General features: G+C 44.0%; 16 protein-coding genes and 6 tRNA genes. 9 read left to right on the plus strand and 13 right to left on the minus strand.

Going from position 1 to position 16,589, the window contains the following annotated elements:
* Position 1: 1 nt before the first annotated feature.
* From AB4138_RS16140 to lolB, 10 genes are all read right to left on the minus strand, one after another.
* Positions 2 to 86 (minus strand) — tRNA-Leu (locus AB4138_RS16140).
* Positions 87 to 176: 90 nt separating this feature from the next.
* Positions 177 to 253 (minus strand) — tRNA-Met (locus tag AB4138_RS16145).
* A 77-nt stretch (positions 254 to 330) separates the two neighbouring features.
* Positions 331 to 405: transfer RNA gene (locus AB4138_RS16150), tRNA-Gln, on the minus strand.
* Positions 406 to 435: 30 nt separating this feature from the next.
* A tRNA-Leu gene (locus tag AB4138_RS16155) sits at positions 436 to 520 on the minus strand.
* 67 nt (positions 521 to 587) lie between these two features.
* Positions 588 to 664: transfer RNA gene (locus AB4138_RS16160), tRNA-Met, on the minus strand.
* A gap of 280 nt (positions 665 to 944) precedes the next feature.
* Positions 945 to 2,036 carry a redox-regulated ATPase YchF gene (gene ychF, locus AB4138_RS16165; protein WP_010439159.1) on the minus strand — a complete coding sequence of 364 codons (1,092 nt, stop codon included), beginning with the start codon at positions 2,034 to 2,036 and terminating at the stop codon, positions 945 to 947.
* 10 nt (positions 2,037 to 2,046) lie between these two features.
* A complete protein-coding gene (gene pth, locus AB4138_RS16170) occupies positions 2,047 to 2,637 on the minus strand; it encodes an aminoacyl-tRNA hydrolase (RefSeq protein ID WP_004739815.1) in 591 nt (196 codons plus the stop codon).
* A 208-nt stretch (positions 2,638 to 2,845) separates the two neighbouring features.
* On the minus strand, positions 2,846 to 3,790 hold the full coding sequence (locus AB4138_RS16175; protein ID WP_004739814.1) for a ribose-phosphate pyrophosphokinase: 945 nt from the start codon (positions 3,788 to 3,790) through the stop codon (positions 2,846 to 2,848).
* Positions 3,791 to 3,817: 27 nt separating this feature from the next.
* Positions 3,818 to 4,693, minus strand: coding sequence for a 4-(cytidine 5'-diphospho)-2-C-methyl-D-erythritol kinase (gene ispE / locus AB4138_RS16180; RefSeq protein WP_048669175.1), 876 nt, complete (start codon positions 4,691 to 4,693; stop codon positions 3,818 to 3,820).
* On the minus strand, positions 4,690 to 5,337 hold the full coding sequence (gene lolB / locus AB4138_RS16185) for a lipoprotein insertase outer membrane protein LolB (RefSeq protein ID WP_102431676.1): 648 nt from the start codon (positions 5,335 to 5,337) through the stop codon (positions 4,690 to 4,692). Before lolB ends, ispE begins: the two co-directional genes overlap by 4 nt.
* A 160-nt stretch (positions 5,338 to 5,497) precedes the next feature.
* On the opposite strand from lolB, the gene hemA reads away from it, so the two are divergent.
* The 8 genes from hemA (at position 5,498) to ybaK (ending at position 13,726) form a co-directional block, all read left to right on the plus strand.
* On the plus strand, positions 5,498 to 6,757 hold the full coding sequence (hemA, locus tag AB4138_RS16190) for a glutamyl-tRNA reductase (RefSeq protein WP_048659779.1): 1,260 nt from the start codon (positions 5,498 to 5,500) through the stop codon (positions 6,755 to 6,757).
* Positions 6,758 to 6,785: 28 nt separating this feature from the next.
* A complete protein-coding gene (prfA, locus tag AB4138_RS16195) occupies positions 6,786 to 7,874 on the plus strand; it encodes a peptide chain release factor 1 (RefSeq protein WP_019821589.1) in 1,089 nt (362 codons plus the stop codon).
* Between the two features lie 5 nt (positions 7,875 to 7,879).
* On the plus strand, positions 7,880 to 8,740 hold the full coding sequence (prmC, locus tag AB4138_RS16200) for a peptide chain release factor N(5)-glutamine methyltransferase (RefSeq protein ID WP_102333666.1): 861 nt from the start codon (positions 7,880 to 7,882) through the stop codon (positions 8,738 to 8,740).
* 194 nt (positions 8,741 to 8,934) lie between these two features.
* Positions 8,935 to 9,318: a SirB2 family protein gene (locus tag AB4138_RS16205; protein WP_009848726.1), complete on the plus strand. Its 384-nt coding sequence runs from the start codon at positions 8,935 to 8,937 to the stop codon at positions 9,316 to 9,318.
* Between the two features lie 27 nt (positions 9,319 to 9,345).
* Positions 9,346 to 10,155, plus strand: coding sequence for a SirB1 family protein (locus tag AB4138_RS16210; RefSeq protein ID WP_017064164.1), 810 nt, complete (start codon positions 9,346 to 9,348; stop codon positions 10,153 to 10,155).
* 22 nt (positions 10,156 to 10,177) lie between these two features.
* Complete coding sequence (gene kdsA, locus AB4138_RS16215) at positions 10,178 to 11,032, plus strand: 3-deoxy-8-phosphooctulonate synthase (protein ID WP_017069619.1); 855 nt, start codon at positions 10,178 to 10,180, stop codon at positions 11,030 to 11,032.
* A 454-nt stretch (positions 11,033 to 11,486) separates the two neighbouring features.
* Positions 11,487 to 13,148 carry a bifunctional UDP-sugar hydrolase/5'-nucleotidase UshA gene (ushA, locus tag AB4138_RS16220; protein WP_017062317.1) on the plus strand — a complete coding sequence of 554 codons (1,662 nt, stop codon included), beginning with the start codon at positions 11,487 to 11,489 and terminating at the stop codon, positions 13,146 to 13,148.
* 104 nt (positions 13,149 to 13,252) lie between these two features.
* The gene (ybaK, locus tag AB4138_RS16225) at positions 13,253 to 13,726 is read left to right on the plus strand and encodes a Cys-tRNA(Pro) deacylase (protein WP_017069618.1); all 474 of its coding nucleotides are present in this window, start codon (positions 13,253 to 13,255) and stop codon (positions 13,724 to 13,726) included.
* Between the two features lie 103 nt (positions 13,727 to 13,829).
* On the opposite strand, the gene rluF is transcribed toward ybaK, so the two are convergent.
* The 3 genes from rluF to AB4138_RS16240 all read right to left on the minus strand — a co-directional run bounded on the left by rluF (position 13,830) and on the right by AB4138_RS16240 (position 16,017).
* Positions 13,830 to 14,948 carry a 23S rRNA pseudouridine(2604) synthase RluF gene (rluF, locus tag AB4138_RS16230; protein WP_372306831.1) on the minus strand — a complete coding sequence of 373 codons (1,119 nt, stop codon included), beginning with the start codon at positions 14,946 to 14,948 and terminating at the stop codon, positions 13,830 to 13,832.
* Positions 14,949 to 15,124: 176 nt separating this feature from the next.
* A complete protein-coding gene (gene smrA, locus AB4138_RS16235; RefSeq protein WP_017062320.1) occupies positions 15,125 to 15,706 on the minus strand; it encodes a DNA endonuclease SmrA in 582 nt (193 codons plus the stop codon).
* Positions 15,707 to 15,876: 170 nt separating this feature from the next.
* Entirely contained in the window at positions 15,877 to 16,017 is a 141-nt protein-coding gene (locus tag AB4138_RS16240; RefSeq protein WP_017062321.1) for a DUF3149 domain-containing protein, read from the minus strand.
* Between the two features lie 255 nt (positions 16,018 to 16,272).
* Between AB4138_RS16240 and AB4138_RS16245 the strand changes: the two genes are divergently transcribed.
* Positions 16,273 to 16,349, plus strand: a tRNA-Pro gene (locus AB4138_RS16245).
* Positions 16,350 to 16,589: the final 240 nt, after the last annotated feature.

Here is a 16,589-nt window from a genome sequence, read left to right on the forward strand (position 1 = left end):
ATGGTGCGGTCGGAGAGACTTGAACTCTCACACCTCTCGGCGCCAGAACCTAAATCTGGTGCGTCTACCAATTCCGCCACGACCGCAGCAAAGCTTTTACTCTAGCGAAGAGTATAGTTATATCGACATTGGTGATTCAATATAACGTTGTTTGTTCTTCTTTCATAAAGAAAGAATGGTGGCTACTGCGGGATTTGAACCTGCGACCCCATCATTATGAGTGATGTGCTCTAACCAACTGAGCTAAGTAGCCATCTGAGAGCGAAGTAATATAATATAATCTCGCTTCCAATGCCATTATCTTTTTAAAGATAATTACACTTTAAATAGTGGCTGGGCTACCTGGATTCGAACCAGGGAATGCTGGCATCAAAAGCCAGTGCCTTACCGCTTGGCGATAGCCCAACAATGATATCACTTAAGATATCTAAATAATGGTGCGGTCGGAGAGACTTGAACTCTCACACCTCTCGGCGCCAGAACCTAAATCTGGTGCGTCTACCAATTCCGCCACGACCGCTTTACTTTCCTAAAAACTCTTGTCGTTAATAAACATGTGTTTAATAACAAACAGAGTGCTTAGGAAATGGTGGCTACTGCGGGATTTGAACCTGCGACCCCATCATTATGAGTGATGTGCTCTAACCAACTGAGCTAAGTAGCCATTTCCAAATTGTCGTTCATTTCGAGACGTTGCCGCTTCGTTGTGAACGGGGCGCATTATGCGTAGTTGAGCGAAACCCGTCAACTTTTTTTTTGAATAAATCGCGAATAAACATCTGTTCGGTTTCTTTTTAGGCAAAGAGGCGTATTTGTCGACAAAAAACAGGTCTAAAAGGCGATATATATAGGAAGTTAAGTTTCTGATGAGAGGCAATTTAGAAAGGGGAAAAACAAAAAGGCCAGTGAATTCACTGGCCTTTTTTCTAGATGTTTAATCAGAATTATACGTTGAAGCGGAAGTGAACAACGTCACCATCTTTAACGATGTATTCTTTACCTTCAAGGCGCCATTTACCTGCGTCTTTCGCTCCGCTCTCACCGTTAAATTCGATGAAGTGATCAAATCCAACAACTTCAGCACGGATGAAACCTTTCTCGAAGTCTGTATGGATCTTACCCGCTGCTTGTGGCGCAGTTGCACCTACAGGGATTGTCCAAGCACGAACTTCTTTAACGCCAGCTGTGAAGTAAGTTTGAAGAGTCAGTAGTTCGTAACCAGAGCGGATCACTCGGTTAAGACCTGGCTCTTCGATACCCATATCCGCTAGGAACTCTTCGCGATCTTCGTCGTCAAGTTCAGAAAGCTCAGATTCGATTGCTGCACAAACAGCAACAACTACGTTGTTTTCGTTTTCAGCGTATTCACGAACAGCGTCTAGGTATGGGTTATTTTCAAAACCATCTTCTGCAACGTTTGCGATGTACATTGTTGGCTTAAGCGTTAGGAAGTTTAGGTAGCCGATTGCTGCCGCTTCTTCTTTGCCAAGTTCAACAGTACGCGCCATACCACCTTCAGTTAGAACTGGAAGTAGTTTTTCTAGTACAGTGATTTCGAATTTAGCGTCTTTGTCGCCGCCTTTCGCTTTCTTCGCGTTACGTTGAATTGCACGCTCACAGCTGTCTAAGTCAGCCAGTGCAAGTTCAAGGTTGATAACTTCGATATCTTCGATTGGAGATACTTTGCCAGCAACGTGAACAATGTTTTCATTTTCAAAGCAGCGCACAACGTGACCGATAGCGTCAGTTTCACGGATGTTAGCTAGGAATTTGTTACCAAGACCTTCACCTTTAGATGCGCCAGCTACTAGGCCCGCGATATCTACGAATTCCATTGTCGTTGGAAGGATCTTCTGTGGATTAACAATTTTTGCTAATGCATCTAAGCGTAGATCTGGAACCGGAACGATACCTGTGTTTGGTTCGATCGTACAAAATGGAAAGTTTGCTGCTTCGATGCCTGCTTTAGTCAGTGCGTTAAACAGAGTTGACTTACCAACGTTTGGTAGACCAACGATGCCACATTTAAAACCCATGATATAAACCTTATTCTGCTTTGAACGTATGTAAGCGATTTTGTGCTTTTGGTAGGCCATCTTTCAATAAGATGTCTAGGCTGCGAACCGATTCGTCAACGACGGCCTCGATACACTCTTGCTCTTTTTGAGGAGCTTTGCCTAATACATAACCTGCAACTTTATCTTTGTGTCCTGGATGGCCAATGCCTAATCTAAGACGATAGAATTCTTTATTGTTACCCTGTTTGCTGATGATGTCTTTCAGACCATTATGTCCACCATGACCACCACCTTTTTTAAACTTTCCAATACCAGGAGGCAGATCTAACTCGTCGTGAGCGACCATGATCTCTTCAGGTTTAATTTGGTAGAACTTTGCTAAGGCTGCAACTGCTTTGCCTGACAAGTTCATAAAAGTAGTTGGGATCAGCAAACGAAGATCTTCACCGTGAACCATGATACGACCCGTTAGGCCAAAGAACTTTGGTTCGTTCTTTAGTGTCACGTTATGTACACGCGCTAATTCTTCAACTACCCAAGCACCCGCATTGTGGCGAGTTTTGGCGTATTCTGGACCTGGATTAGCCAGTCCAACGAGAAGTTTTATTTGTTGGCTCAAGGTATGGATCTCTCTTGGGATTTCAAAAAGCGCCGTATGATATCACAGTTTATGAAAAAGGTGCGAGCTAGCTGATAGCTGCTCGATTATTCCTGTTTGTGATAACTAGTAGGGCAATATTACTCAGACATAAAAAAAGCACTTCATTGAATGAAGTGCTTAATGTTTTTCTCTCACGTGTTTCTAAAACAAAGCTATTGAGCTCTGATTAGTTGAACATCGCTGAGATTGATTCTTCGTTGCTGATACGACGAATCGCTTCAGCAAGCATGCGAGAAAGGCTAAGTGTTGTCACTTTACCAGTCGCAGCCATCTCTGGAGATAGAGAGATAGAATCCGTTACGATAACTTGGTCTAGAACAGAGTTCTTGATGTTGTTCGCAGCAGTACCAGAGAAAACAGCGTGAGTTGCGTAAGCGAATACACGCTTAGCACCGCGCTCTTTAAGTGCTTCAGCTGCTTTACATAGTGTGCCACCTGTATCGATCATGTCATCAACGATAACACAGTCACGGCCTTCAACATCACCGATTAGGTTCATTACTTCAGAAACGTTAGCACGTGGACGACGCTTATCAACGATAGCGATGTCAACATCACCTAGCGCTTTAGCCGTTGCACGAGCACGTACAACACCACCAAGGTCTGGAGAAACCACAACTGGGTTTTCTAGGCCACGGTTAGCCATGTCTTCTAGAAGAACTGGAGTACCGAAGATGTTATCAACTGGTACATCGAAGAAGCCTTGGATTTGCTCTGCGTGTAGGTCGATAGTAAGAACGCGGTCAACGCCAACGTTAGAAAGGAAATCTGCAACAACTTTTGCAGTAATTGGCACACGAGCAGAACGTACACGACGATCTTGACGGGCATAACCGAAGTAAGGGATTACAGCAGTAATACGGCCAGCAGAAGCACGGCGCATTGCGTCAATCATTACCACCAATTCCATAAGGTTGTCATTGGTTGGTGCACAAGTTGATTGAATCAGGAATACATCGCTACCACGAACGTTTTCATTGATTTGAACAGCGACTTCGCCATCAGAAAAACGGTCTACAGTAGCATCGCCAAGAGAGATGTATAGACGATCAGCAATACGTTGGGCTAGTTCAGGTGTTGCGTTACCAGCAAATAGCTTCATATCAGGCACGGTGGAAACCTCGGGTTGCGTCCAGTTTTAAATAGATTGTGGGTGGGCTGATTGGTATTCAGCCAGAGTTTCTTTTAAAGGAGAAATGTTTCTTCCTTTCGCTACGAAAGCGGAAACTGTGTCAGGCAGTTGTTCTCGCACCAATTCGGCGTCTTTTTCGCTGTTAAATTCAGCAAAAACGCACGAACCTGTGCCAGTCAATCTCGACGGCGCGTATTGTAGCAGCCATGAAAGTTGCTTATCAACCTCTGGGTACAGCATTCGCACAATTTTTTCGCAATCGTTTACGTATTCTTGCTCTAGAAGCGTTGATAGCGCTCGCTTTGGCGTGTTTCGAGTTAATTCTGAATGTGTGAATATGTCTACAGTTGCTATGCTCACTTGAGGTTTAACCACAAGATACCATTTCTCATCCGGATTAGCTGGCTGTAGCTGTTCTCCAACGCCTTCAGCAAAGGCGGCGTAGCCTCGAACGAAGACAGGAACGTCAGCACCAAGCTTCAAACCGATCTTAGCGAGCTGATCATCCGAGAGGTTGAGTTGCCATAAATAATTCAGGGCGACCAACACGGTTGCTGCGTTTGAAGAGCCTCCACCAATACCACCACCCATAGGCAGCACTTTCTTGAGTTCAATATCCGCACCGAAAGAGGTCGATGTGTATTGTTGAAGGGCCGTAGCCGCTTTCCAAATAAGGTTGTCTTCTGTAGCAACGCCCGGAATTGCAGGGCTTATTGTGATCGCACTTGTTTTTTTATTTGCAGTGACCGTCAGTTCATCACCAAAATCGACAAACTGAAATAAGGTTTGAAGTTCGTGATAGCCATTGTCACGTCGACCAGTGATATAGAGAAATAAATTCAGTTTAGCCGGAGAGGGCCAATGGGTTGGCGTTGTTATCATTTTTTCAGTGTCCACTTCGAAACTACAATGTTGATTTTGTTCTCGTTTTGCTTGAATGACAATCGAGTAGGGAGTGGGATTGTCTCTACTTTTGCGTTGTCTTCATTCGATAGTTGCTTACTCGGCATCTCTGTATTGCGATAGTTAGCAAAATTCAGTGTCCATAATTGACTGCTGACTTGTTTGGACAGAGATTCAAGCGTGTTGGTGCTGTTGAGTTGATAGGAATCGGCTTGGTCTGGAATGCCAAGGAACCATTGTGGTAGATGATCAATGGGGATCTGTAAGCCTGTCAGCTGCTCAACCAAGATTGAAGCACTCGCATGAGTAAAGATTTGGTCATCATAGGTCACGACTTTTGCACCCGATGGATCAATGGTTAGGTTCAATGCGGTTTGACCGAGAAACGTCGTAAGCCTTAATTGACTTTTATTTGGAGAGTGCTTCCAAATGAAATTGAGGCTTTGGCGTTGCTCTGGGGAAATGTAAGCGAGCTTGCCTGACGCTTGATAGTTTTCTATCTGTAAAAGCCGATCTTGGTGACTTTGCCACTCGACGCTGGTTGGTTGTTCTGGGATAGACGAGCAACCCACCATAATTATGGTCATAAAAATAAGAGACGTGATTTTGAGAAGCTTGCTCATATTTGCTCACAACTTGTTCAAATTTATCTAAAAAACGCTTCAACTATAGCATTGAATTCACGAAGTCAGGAAAACAAATCCCGCTTGCTCTTTAAATAGAGCCATGCATCAAGTAAAATTCGCCCCTTGTTTCCATTCCCTGATCGAGAACTTCTGATACATGTCTTTGCTTGCCGTAGGTATCAATCACAATACAGCGTCGGTTGAATTGCGAGAAAAAGTCGCTTTTGGTCCAGATAAATTATCTGAGGCACTCAAGCAACTTAACGCAAATGCACACGTAAATGGAAGTGTCATACTTTCTACCTGTAATCGAACTGAAGTGTATTGTGACGTCAAAGGCGTGGCAAAAAACAAGTTGATCGATTGGTTGTCAGTTTTCCATCAAGTTAGCCCTGAAGAGCTAAAACCAAGCCTTTATATCCATGAAGAGCAGGCTGCGATTAAACATTTAATGCGTGTAGCTTGTGGTTTGGACTCTTTAGTATTGGGCGAGCCACAGATCTTAGGTCAGGTGAAGCAAGCTTATACAGACTCGCGAGAGAACAAATCTGTTGATGCTTCAATGGAAAAACTGTTCCAGAAATCATTCTCTGTCGCGAAGCGTGTTCGAACTGAAACGGAGATCGGCGGAAGCGCGGTTTCGGTTGCTTACGCAGCTTGTACGTTAGCCAAGCACATATTTGAATCGATTGCCGATTCAACCGTGTTATTGGTGGGGGCGGGTGAAACGATTGAGTTGGTGGCTAAGCATCTTTCAGCAAATGGCTGTACCAAGATGATAGTGGCTAACCGAACTCGTGAGCGTGCTTTAGGGCTGGCTGAAGAGTTTGGTGCTGAAGTGATCAGCCTAAATGAGATCCCTGATCATCTGCATCGAGCGGATATCGTGATCAGCTCAACCGCCAGTCCGTTACCGATTATAGGTAAGGGTATGGTAGAGACCGCGCTGAAGACGAGAAAACATCAACCTATGTTATTGGTTGATATTGCGGTTCCGCGTGATGTGGAATCTCAGGTCGGCGAATTAAACGACGCCTACCTTTATTCTGTGGATGATCTGCAGTCGATTGTTGATGGCAACATTGAACAACGCAAAGTGGAAGCGATTCAAGCGGAAGCAATAGTTAGCGAAGAAAGTGCGGCATTCATGAGTTGGATGCGTTCACTGCAAGCAGTAGACAGTATTCGTGACTACCGTAAATCGGCCAACGAAATCCGAGAAGAATTATTAAGTAAGAGTTTACAATCACTTGCCGCTGGCGGTGACCCTGAAAAAGTCTTACTTGAGCTAAGTAATAAGCTCACAAACAAATTGATCCATGCTCCAACGCGCGCACTTCAAAGTGCAGCAGAGCAAGGAGAACCTGCAAAATTAATGGTCATTAGACAGAGTTTGGGCTTAGAAAACCCTCAATAATATTAGACCTCCAACAGAATAAGACATTATGAAAGCCTCGATTCTAGTAAAGCTTGAAACACTTGTTGAACGCTATGAAGAAGTTCAACATCTACTTGGTGATCCAGATGTAATCGGGAATCAAGACAAATTCCGTGCACTTTCTAAAGAGTACTCTCAACTAGAAGAAGTAACGGCTTGCTTCCAGTCATACCAGCAAGCTCAAGAAGATTTAGAAGCTGCTGAAGAGATGGCGAACGAAGATGACGCTGAAATGCGTGAAATGGCTCAAGACGAAATTAAAGACGCAAAAGCGGCGATTGAACGTTTGACTGATGAGCTACAGATTCTTCTGATTCCAAAAGATCCAAACGATGAGCGCAACTGTTTCCTTGAAATCCGTGCAGGCGCGGGTGGTGATGAAGCGGGTATCTTCGCGGGCAACCTGTTCCGTATGTACTCTAAGTTTGCTGAGAAGAAAGGTTGGCGCGTTGAAATCATGAGCAGCAATGCTTCTGAACAAGGCGGCTACAAAGAGATGATCGCTAAGGTAAGCGGCGATGCTGTTTACGGCACCATGAAGTTTGAGTCGGGCGGTCACCGTGTACAACGTGTACCTGAAACTGAATCTCAAGGCCGTGTTCACACGTCAGCATGTACAGTTGCAGTTATGCCTGAGATCCCAGAAGCTGATCTGCCTGAAATCAAAGCGGGCGATCTTAAAATTGATACTTTCCGTGCATCAGGCGCGGGTGGTCAGCACGTTAACACCACGGATTCAGCAATCCGTATTACTCACTTACCAACGGGTACAGTAGTAGAGTGTCAGGACGAGCGTTCTCAGCATAAAAACAAAGCGAAAGCGATGGCTGTTCTTGCTGCTCGTATTGTTCAAGCAGAAGAAGAGCGCCGCGCGGCAGCGGTTTCTGATACACGTCGTAACCTATTAGGTTCTGGTGACCGTAGTGACCGTATTCGTACGTACAACTACCCACAAGGTCGTGTTTCGGATCACCGTATCAACCTTACTATCTACCGTCTTAACGAAGTACTTGAAGGTGACATGCAAAGCTTGCTTGATCCTGTACTTCAAGAGCACCAAGCCGATCAGCTTGCTGCACTTGCAGAGAACAACTAACCTGTATGCAGTCAGCATATACGGTTGAAAGTGCTTTAAAAGCAGCAATCGTAAAGCTTCAAGAGGGTGATAACACATCACCCTCTATTGATGCAGCGGTACTGCTTTGTCACGCCTTAGATAAACCAAGATCTTACCTACTGACTTGGCCTGAGAAGCATCTCACCTCAGAGCAAGAGTCTGAATTCAATGCCCTTCTAAAACGTCGCTTAACTGGTGAGCCTGTGGCTTATATTATCGGTGAGCGTGAGTTTTGGTCACTGCCGTTAAAAGTTTCTCCTTCTACCTTAATTCCACGCCCAGATACTGAGCGTTTGGTTGAGGTGGCTTTGGATAAAACTTACGGCAAGCAAGGTGCGATTCTAGATTTAGGGACAGGTACAGGTGCTATCGCGTTAGCATTGGCGTCAGAGATGCCGAACCGACAGGTAACGGGTATTGATCTTCGCCCTGAAGCGCAGCAGCTGGCGACAGAGAATGCACAGCGTCTCAACATCACCAATGCGACTTTTTTGCATGGTAGTTGGTTTGAGCCTTTGAGCTCTGAAGGCGTTGTGAAATTCTCTCTGATTGTTTCTAACCCGCCATACATTGAGAAGAATGATCCTCATTTGTCTCAAGGCGATGTGCGTTTTGAGCCGATCACAGCACTGGTTGCTGAAGAGAAAGGGCTTGCAGATATTCGATACATTTCTGAAAACGCACGTGGCTTTTTGGAAAATGAAGGTTGGTTAGCATTTGAACACGGCTATGACCAAGGTTTGGCAGTTCGTGAGATTATGCAGGCGCTCGGTTATCTCGATGTTGTCACAGAGAAAGATTACGGTGGTAATGACCGAGTGACATTGGGTCGTTACTGTTCATAGTTAGTGATTGTTAATCGTCTTGTGAGCAATGGATGATGAACTTGCTAAATTGATACCTTTAACTCGACAATACATTTAACCCGATAATGCATTTAACGCAGAAATACAGAGATTTTATGCAGAACCACAGAGCATTAACGGGTATTGTGAGGCTCGTGTTAACGAAAGCACATATAAAAATATAAAGGAATACCATGTACGAAGGTCTAAAACATTTTCACCTATTAACGATTGCTATAAGTGCGCTACTTCTCTCGATTCGTTTCGCTCTTATGATGGCTAACTCACCTAAGCTTAAGCATCCTTTCTTGCAGCGTTTCCCTCATATCAATGACTCGTTGCTATTGCTATCGGGCATTGGTTTGATTTTCATCACTGGCTTTATTCCATTTACACCAGCAGCACCATGGTTAACCGAAAAACTAACTTGTGTTATGGCTTACATCGCATTAGGTTTCTTTGCGCTTAAGCTAGGTAAAAACAAGCTACTGAGAGTATTCTCTTTCTTTGGTGCGCTTGGCTGGTTAGCGATGGCAGGCAAAATCGCAATGACCAAGACACCAACATTTTTCGGTTAATTATCTCCTTATTTCGGTTAACTATCTATGTACGAATTTTTTGATGAAGACTTTGACCAGCTAGAGTTAGCTGAAGGTGCATTGATCTTAAATAAAGCGATTAACCCAGAAACTCAAGACAGTTGGGCAGAGCAAGAGCTGGCGAGATTGTTAAAAGACGCCGAGTTTGCTTTGGTTAATGAAACCGATGAACAGCAGAAGTTTGAATCTTTTATTCGACTATTCTTTTATGAATGGGGTTTTGCTGGCGATAAAGATGCGTATTTCTCTTCGGAAAACGCGTTCATCGATAAAGTGCTTGAGAGAAAGAAAGGCATTCCAGTGAGTCTGGGGGCGATCTTTCTTTTTCTAGGTCGCAAGCTAGGCTTTCCTGTAGAGGGCGTCTCTTTCCCGACTCAATTCTTACTTAAAGTAAGTTGGTACGGGCAAGCTGCAGCCTATATTAACCCTTATAACGGTGAGTATGTTGGCGAACAAACGCTGCGAGCATGGTTAATTGGCCATGATGGCCCATTAGCTAAGGTGAAACCTGAGCACTTAGAAGTCGCCGACCACCCAACAATTATTGGTAAGTGGTTAGCCCTGCTCAAGAGTGCACTACTGCGAGAAGAGCGTTATACACTTGCATTGAAGTGTACTGACCTTGCTTTGACGTTTGTACCTGATGACCCATATGAAATCCGTGACCGCGGTTTTATCTATCAGCAGCTAGACTGTCACCAAGTAGCCGCAACCGATTATCAATACTTTATCGACCAATGCCCAGATGACCCGGCATCTGAGTTACTGAAATCTCAAGTGAACGTCATGAACGAAAAGACAGTGGTCGTTCACTAATTAATAATTATTTAGAGAGAATATGATGGAACAGAAAACAGTTCATATTGGCGATATGCCAATTGCTAACGACAAGCCATTTACGCTATTTGCAGGCATGAACGTTCTTGAATCTCGCGATCTTGCTATGCAGATCTGTGAGCACTATGTAAAAGTAACCGAGAAGCTGGGCATCCCTTACGTATTTAAGGCGTCTTTTGATAAAGCGAACCGCAGCTCAGTTCATTCATACCGTGGTCCAGGCATGGAAGAAGGTCTCAAAATCTTCCAAGAGCTGAAAGATACTTTCGGCGTGAAGATCATTACTGATATCCACACAGAAGCTCAAGCTCAGCCTGTTGCGGATGTGGTTGATGTAATCCAACTACCTGCATTCCTAGCTCGTCAAACTGATCTTGTTGAAGCAATGGCTAAGACTGGCGCAGTAATCAACGTGAAGAAGCCTCAGTTCATGAGCCCGAATCAAGTTGGCAACATCGTTGATAAGTTCGCTGAGTGCGGTAATGACAACATCATCCTTTGTGAGCGTGGCGCTTGCATGGGTTACGATAACCTTGTTGTGGATATGCTTGGCTTTGGCGTAATGAAGAAGTCTTCAAACGGTAGCCCAATCATCTTCGACGTGACGCACTCTCTACAAATGCGTGACCCATCAGGTGCTGCATCTGGCGGTCGTCGTGAGCAAACGGTTGAACTTGCTAAAGCGGGTCTTGCTACGGGTATTGCGGGTCTGTTCATTGAAGCTCACCCAAACCCAGACCAAGCTCGTTGTGATGGCCCATCTGCGCTACCTCTAGACAAACTAGAGCCGTTCTTGAAGCAGATGAAAGCACTTGATGACCTTATCAAAGGCTTTGAGCATATTGATATTAAATAATTGAGATGGATGTGAAGTAACGGAAACGTTATTTCACAAAGTTGATCTAAGAAAGCCCAGTTCTCTGAATTGGGCTTTTTTTAATCTCGTAAAAGCAGCCGAACATAAACCGTTCATTTAAAGAGTTGTTAACGTGGCGGGTTATTACCTAAGAAACTCTTATATGAGTGTGAGGTCAGTCCTGTTTGCAGTAAATTGCTGATATTCATCACACTTTGTAAGTAAACGATTGCTTGTGATGCAGGGGAAGTTTGAGTGTAATCTCATAATTTTGTTACACTTAACTGTTGACCTATGCGTGACCAATTCGACATAAATATGAAATCGTCGTGTTACATCTAGAATGTTAATTTAAGATTAGTCATGTTGAAGTCTTATTGTTCGAACTCCAGGAAAGGGGTCGCAATAGATTATAAAAAGCAGTGGATTCCCTAAAAAGTTCAAAGGTATGACAATGAAGCAACGCCTTATTCTAAAGACAGCACTAAGTGCTGCAATTCTAGCTACTCTAGCTGGGTGTGCGTCTCAATCAGCTCATGATTGGAACCAAGACGAAACTTACAAGCTAACGATTCTTCACACAAACGATAACCATGGTCGTTTCTGGCAGAATAAATATGGCGAATACGGCATGTCTGCACGTAAAACGCTAGTTGACCAACTTCGTTCAGAAGTTGAAGCAGAAGGCGGTAGCGTGTTGCTTCTATCTGGCGGTGACATCAACACGGGTGTTCCAGAGTCAGACCTTCAGGACGCAGAACCTGATTTTAAAGGTATGAACAAAATTGGTTACGATGCCATGGCATTGGGTAACCACGAGTTTGATAACTCTTTAGACGTATTACAAAAGCAGATCGACTGGGCTAACTTCCCAATGCTATCTGCAAACATCTACGATAAAGCGACAGGTGAACGTAAGTTCCAAGCTTACGAGATGTTCGAAAAGCAAGGCATCAAGATTGCGGTTATTGGTTTAACAACTGAAGATACTCAAAAGATTGGTAACCCTGAATTTATCGCAGGCATCGACTTCCGTGATCCTAAAGAAGAAGCGAAGAAGCTAATCGCTGAACTTAAAGAAACAGAAAAACCTGATCTAATCTTTGCTGTGACTCATATGGGTCACTACGAGAACGGTCAACGTGGTGTTAATGCTCCGGGTGACGTCGCACTTGCTCGTTACCTAAACGAAGGCGATCTAGATATGATCGTTGGTGGTCACTCTCAAGAGCCTGTATGTATGGAAGGCCCTAACGTTGCGAAGAAAAACTTCAAGCCGGGTGATGAGTGTAAGCCTGACGTACAGAATGGTACTTACATCGTTCAAGCTCATGAGTGGGGCAAGTACGTAGGTCGTGCTGATTACGAATTCCGTAACGGCGAACTAGAAATGGTGAGCTACGACCTGATTCCAGTTAACCTTAAGAAGAAAGTTAAGATTGACGGTAAGAAGCAACGTGTTCTTATTCAAGATGAAATCGCACAAGACCCAGAGCTACTTGAATTCCTACGTCCTTTCCAAGAGCAAGGTCAAGCACAGCTAGAAGTTCAAATCGCAGAGACAAATGGCAAGCTTGAAGGCGATCGTAACGTCGTTCGCTTCCAACAGACCAACCTAGGTCGTTTAATTGCGACTTCTCACATGGAGCGTGCAAAAGCAGACTTCGCTGTGATGAACTCTGGTGGCGTTCGTGACTCAATTGAAGCCGGTAATGTCACTTACAAAGACGTGCTAACAGTACAACCTTTTGCAAACATCCTGACTTACACAGACATGACGGGTAAAGAAGTTCTAGATTACCTAAATGTAGTGGCAACTAAACCAATCGATTCTGGTGCTTACGCTCAGTTTGCTGGTATCTCTATGACAGTAGCGAACGGTGAAGTATCGAATGTATTCATCGGTGGCAAACAGCTTCGTCTAGACGAAACATACCGTTTCACAGTACCAAGCTTTAACGCTGCTGGTGGTGACGGTTACCCTAAACTGTCTGACCACCCAGGTTACGTAAATACTGGTTTTGTTGATGCTGAAGTACTGAAAGAGTACCTAGAAGCAAACAGCCCGGTTGACGTGAACAAGTACGCGCCTTCAGGCCAAATGGTTTACAAGTAATTGTATCAATAGGTGCTAAATTAGATTGACTCTAGCACCATGATAAATTTAACTAAAGCGACGCCTCGGCGTCGCTTTTTGTTTATCTATCGTTTGGATTTGTTATGACCCCTGCAATCAATCTCGCCAAGAAAAAGAAAATCGCTCATAGTGTGCACCAGTATCATCATGATGCGAATAATACGAACTATGGTTTAGAAGCCGTTGAAGCGCTTGGTCAAGATCCCAAACGTGTATTCAAAACGCTGTTGTTCTGCTTGAATGGTGTGGCGAAAGATTTGGCGGTTGCCGTTATTCCTGTCGACCAGAAGCTAAATCTAAAGCTTGCCGCTAAAGCAGCGAAAGGCAAAAAAGCAGAGATGGCCGATCCTGAGATTGCTCAGAAAACCACGGGTTATGTTGTTGGTGGCATTAGTCCGCTTGGACAGAAGAAAGCACTGCCTACCTTCGTTCATTCCAGTGCGACAGATTTTGAAACTATCTGTGTGAGTGCAGGTAAGCGTGGGCTAGAGATTGAATTAGACCCAAAAGACTTAACACTTCTGACTCGCGGCCAGTTTGCTGATCTATGTTTATAGATTGTTGTCATGATGATAAAACTATCGAATGACAAACAAAAACGCCCGCTAGACTAATCTAGCGGGCGTTTTTATATCGAGTGTCTCGTCTTACTGATTCAGACTACTTCTTCAGACCTAAAGTACCACCAACACGCTTTGGTGCAGGTTTGTTCGGTCTATTTGAATCTTGGCTGCGGTTTGCCGGCTTACCGCTTCTACGATCTGTGCGATTGCGATCCGAACGGTTTCTATCTGAATTAGAACGCTCTGAACGAGAGTTCGATTTCCAGTTCTCGGTATTACCACCGCTTTCACCATTTGATGAATTGCGGCCACGCTTTGAGTTAGGTGCATGACGGAATTCATCCGCATTGTTACCGCGGTAAGTGCGAGTACGGTTCTCGTTTTGATTACGGCGCGCTGTTGAAGCTTGGTTCTCTTCACGGCTGTCAAAAAGTTTCGCGTCAGTCGCTTTATGAATGCGTTGACCTTTCGCGTTCATTTTTGACGCATCTTCCGTACTTACTGAGCCTTCACACATCGCTAAGATCTCAGTGATCTCTTCTTCGCTCAGGTAGCGCCATTTTCCGTTAGGAATACCGTCTAATGAGATGTTCATAATACGAACACGGCGTAGCTTAAATACTTCATAACCGAGCGCTTCACACATACGGCGAATTTGGCGGTTAAGGCCTTGTGTTAGCGTAATTCGGAATGAGAACTTAGTCTCTTTCTCAACCTTACATGGCAAGGTGACTGTATCAAGGATATGAACGCCAGCGCTCATTTGCTTCAAGAATTCCGTCGTAATCGGCTTATCTACACGAACCACGTATTCTTTCTCGTGGTTGTTACCTGCACGTAGGATCTTGTTTACGATGTCGCCATCGTTGGTCAAGAAGATAAGACCATCAGAAGGCTTATCTAGACGACCAATCGGGAAAATACGTTTGTGGTGGCCGATAAAGTCGACGATGTTGCCAGGAATATCACGCTCAGTCGTACAGGTGATACCTGTTGGTTTATTGAGAGCAATGTAAATCGGCTTCTCTTTTGAGCGAACAGGCTTATTGTCGATCTCAACATCATCACCTGGCAAGACTTTAGTACCCATTTCAGGGATCTTACCGTTAATAGTAACTCGGCCTGCATCAATCAGTTTATCGGCTTCGCGGCGTGAGCAAAAACCAGTTTCACTGATGTATTTATTAAGGCGTTTAGCTTGGGATTCTTGTGACATGATATTCTCTTAGCGTTTCACAACGGAAATGTAGATAAACAAAAAGCAACCTTTGGATAGTTGCTTTGAGTTGAAATTCGTTAACTGAGGTAATTTTAGCACTTGGTGTGAGTCTAGGCACGAAATATCGATCTTGATGCAAAATCGTTACTAGTCCATTTATCTATCTCAACCTATTAACTGGTGCGTTTTTGATGGCGCTCTCTGTTCTCTAGCTTTTTCTCATTACTCTTTCTGAGCATTACGTAGACTGCGCCCGTACCACCATGAAATTGCTGAGCAGAATGAACACATTGAACGTCGTTGATTTGTGTTAGCCAATTTGCCACGTAGCTTTTCATCATTGCAGGTGGATTCGAACGCTCACCCTTACCATGAACAATGATGACGGTACGAACATCCATTCTTAAACACTGACGCAAAAATGAAAGCACTTCGTTACGTGCGTCTTTCAGTGTTTTCCTATGAAGGTCGAGCTTGGCTTGAATAGGGTATTTTCCTAGGCGCAGCTTTTTGTATACGCCTTCTTGTACACCGTCTTTTTTATAAGCAACAACATCGTCTGGCTTGATCATTGGCGAATAGTCTAATGATAAGTAGTCTTTCTCGTCGTCAGACAGCCACATAGCGGCTTCACGCTTAGCAAGGTGAGATTCGGTGACTCGGTGTACTTTCTGGTGTTCAGCGGTGTCATGGTCGATACGTTTAACATCGCCCATCATTTCTTGGAATAGATCTAAGTCATCATCATGAGACATAGTGTGTATCTCAAGTTGGAGAAGGATAGGGTAAGTATACCTAAGTTGAGGTTAGGTTTAAAAATGAAAAAACCGGAGAAGACAATAAGTCTGCTCCGGTGCAAAGCGTTTTGACATTTACTTATAAAGTAAAAGAATACTTAAAAGTAAATGATTTAGGCAGAGCGATTCTAGTGAGGAGATTTTTCAGTCATAACTTTGTATATGAAGAAGCCTCCATAAAACATCATGAGACCCAGAGCCCCGAAGATTACTATCATTGAAGATAGTCCCACCGCATTACCAAATAGGAGATCTAGCCAAAAGTCCATGTGTATACCTCAAAGTTATATGACATGGCTTAGTGTATTAACAAGCATTATCAATTCACTGATCTGGATCAATCCTGTTTCATAAGTTAAATACTTGTTGGTAACTGTGTGTTTTTCGTCACATCATGCTCGTTGTTGTATGTCTTTTGTTCGAACGATTCAAAATCGCAATAAATATGAGAAAAAGCCCTTGCGGATAAATTCAGAACCCGTATTATACGCTCCATCGACAGGCAATGAGCCAGTTAGATATCTCGGTGAATAGCGCAGCTTGGTAGCGCATCTGGTTTGGGACCAGAGGGTCGGGGGTTCGAATCCCTCTTCACCGACCACATTAAAGAAAGCCGTAGCAGAGATGCTACGGCTTTTTTGCATTTTAATCTGGTTTAGAACATGAGGATGGGGCTGGAATGCCAGTCCAATCGAATCCCTCTCACCGACCACATTTAGAAAGCCTGCTCCTTAAGCAGGCTTTCGTCGTTTCAGGACATGAGAAATGAGATTAGAACCTAGGTAGGGTTCGCCTGATGTTCAAAATAAGCTATTGGCCGATCATAGACAGAACCTTAAGC

It is taken from the genome of Vibrio sp. 10N.286.52.C3, assembly GCF_041468865.1.
In the GTDB taxonomy this organism is placed as follows: Bacteria; Pseudomonadota; Gammaproteobacteria; order Enterobacterales; family Vibrionaceae; genus Vibrio; species Vibrio crassostreae_C.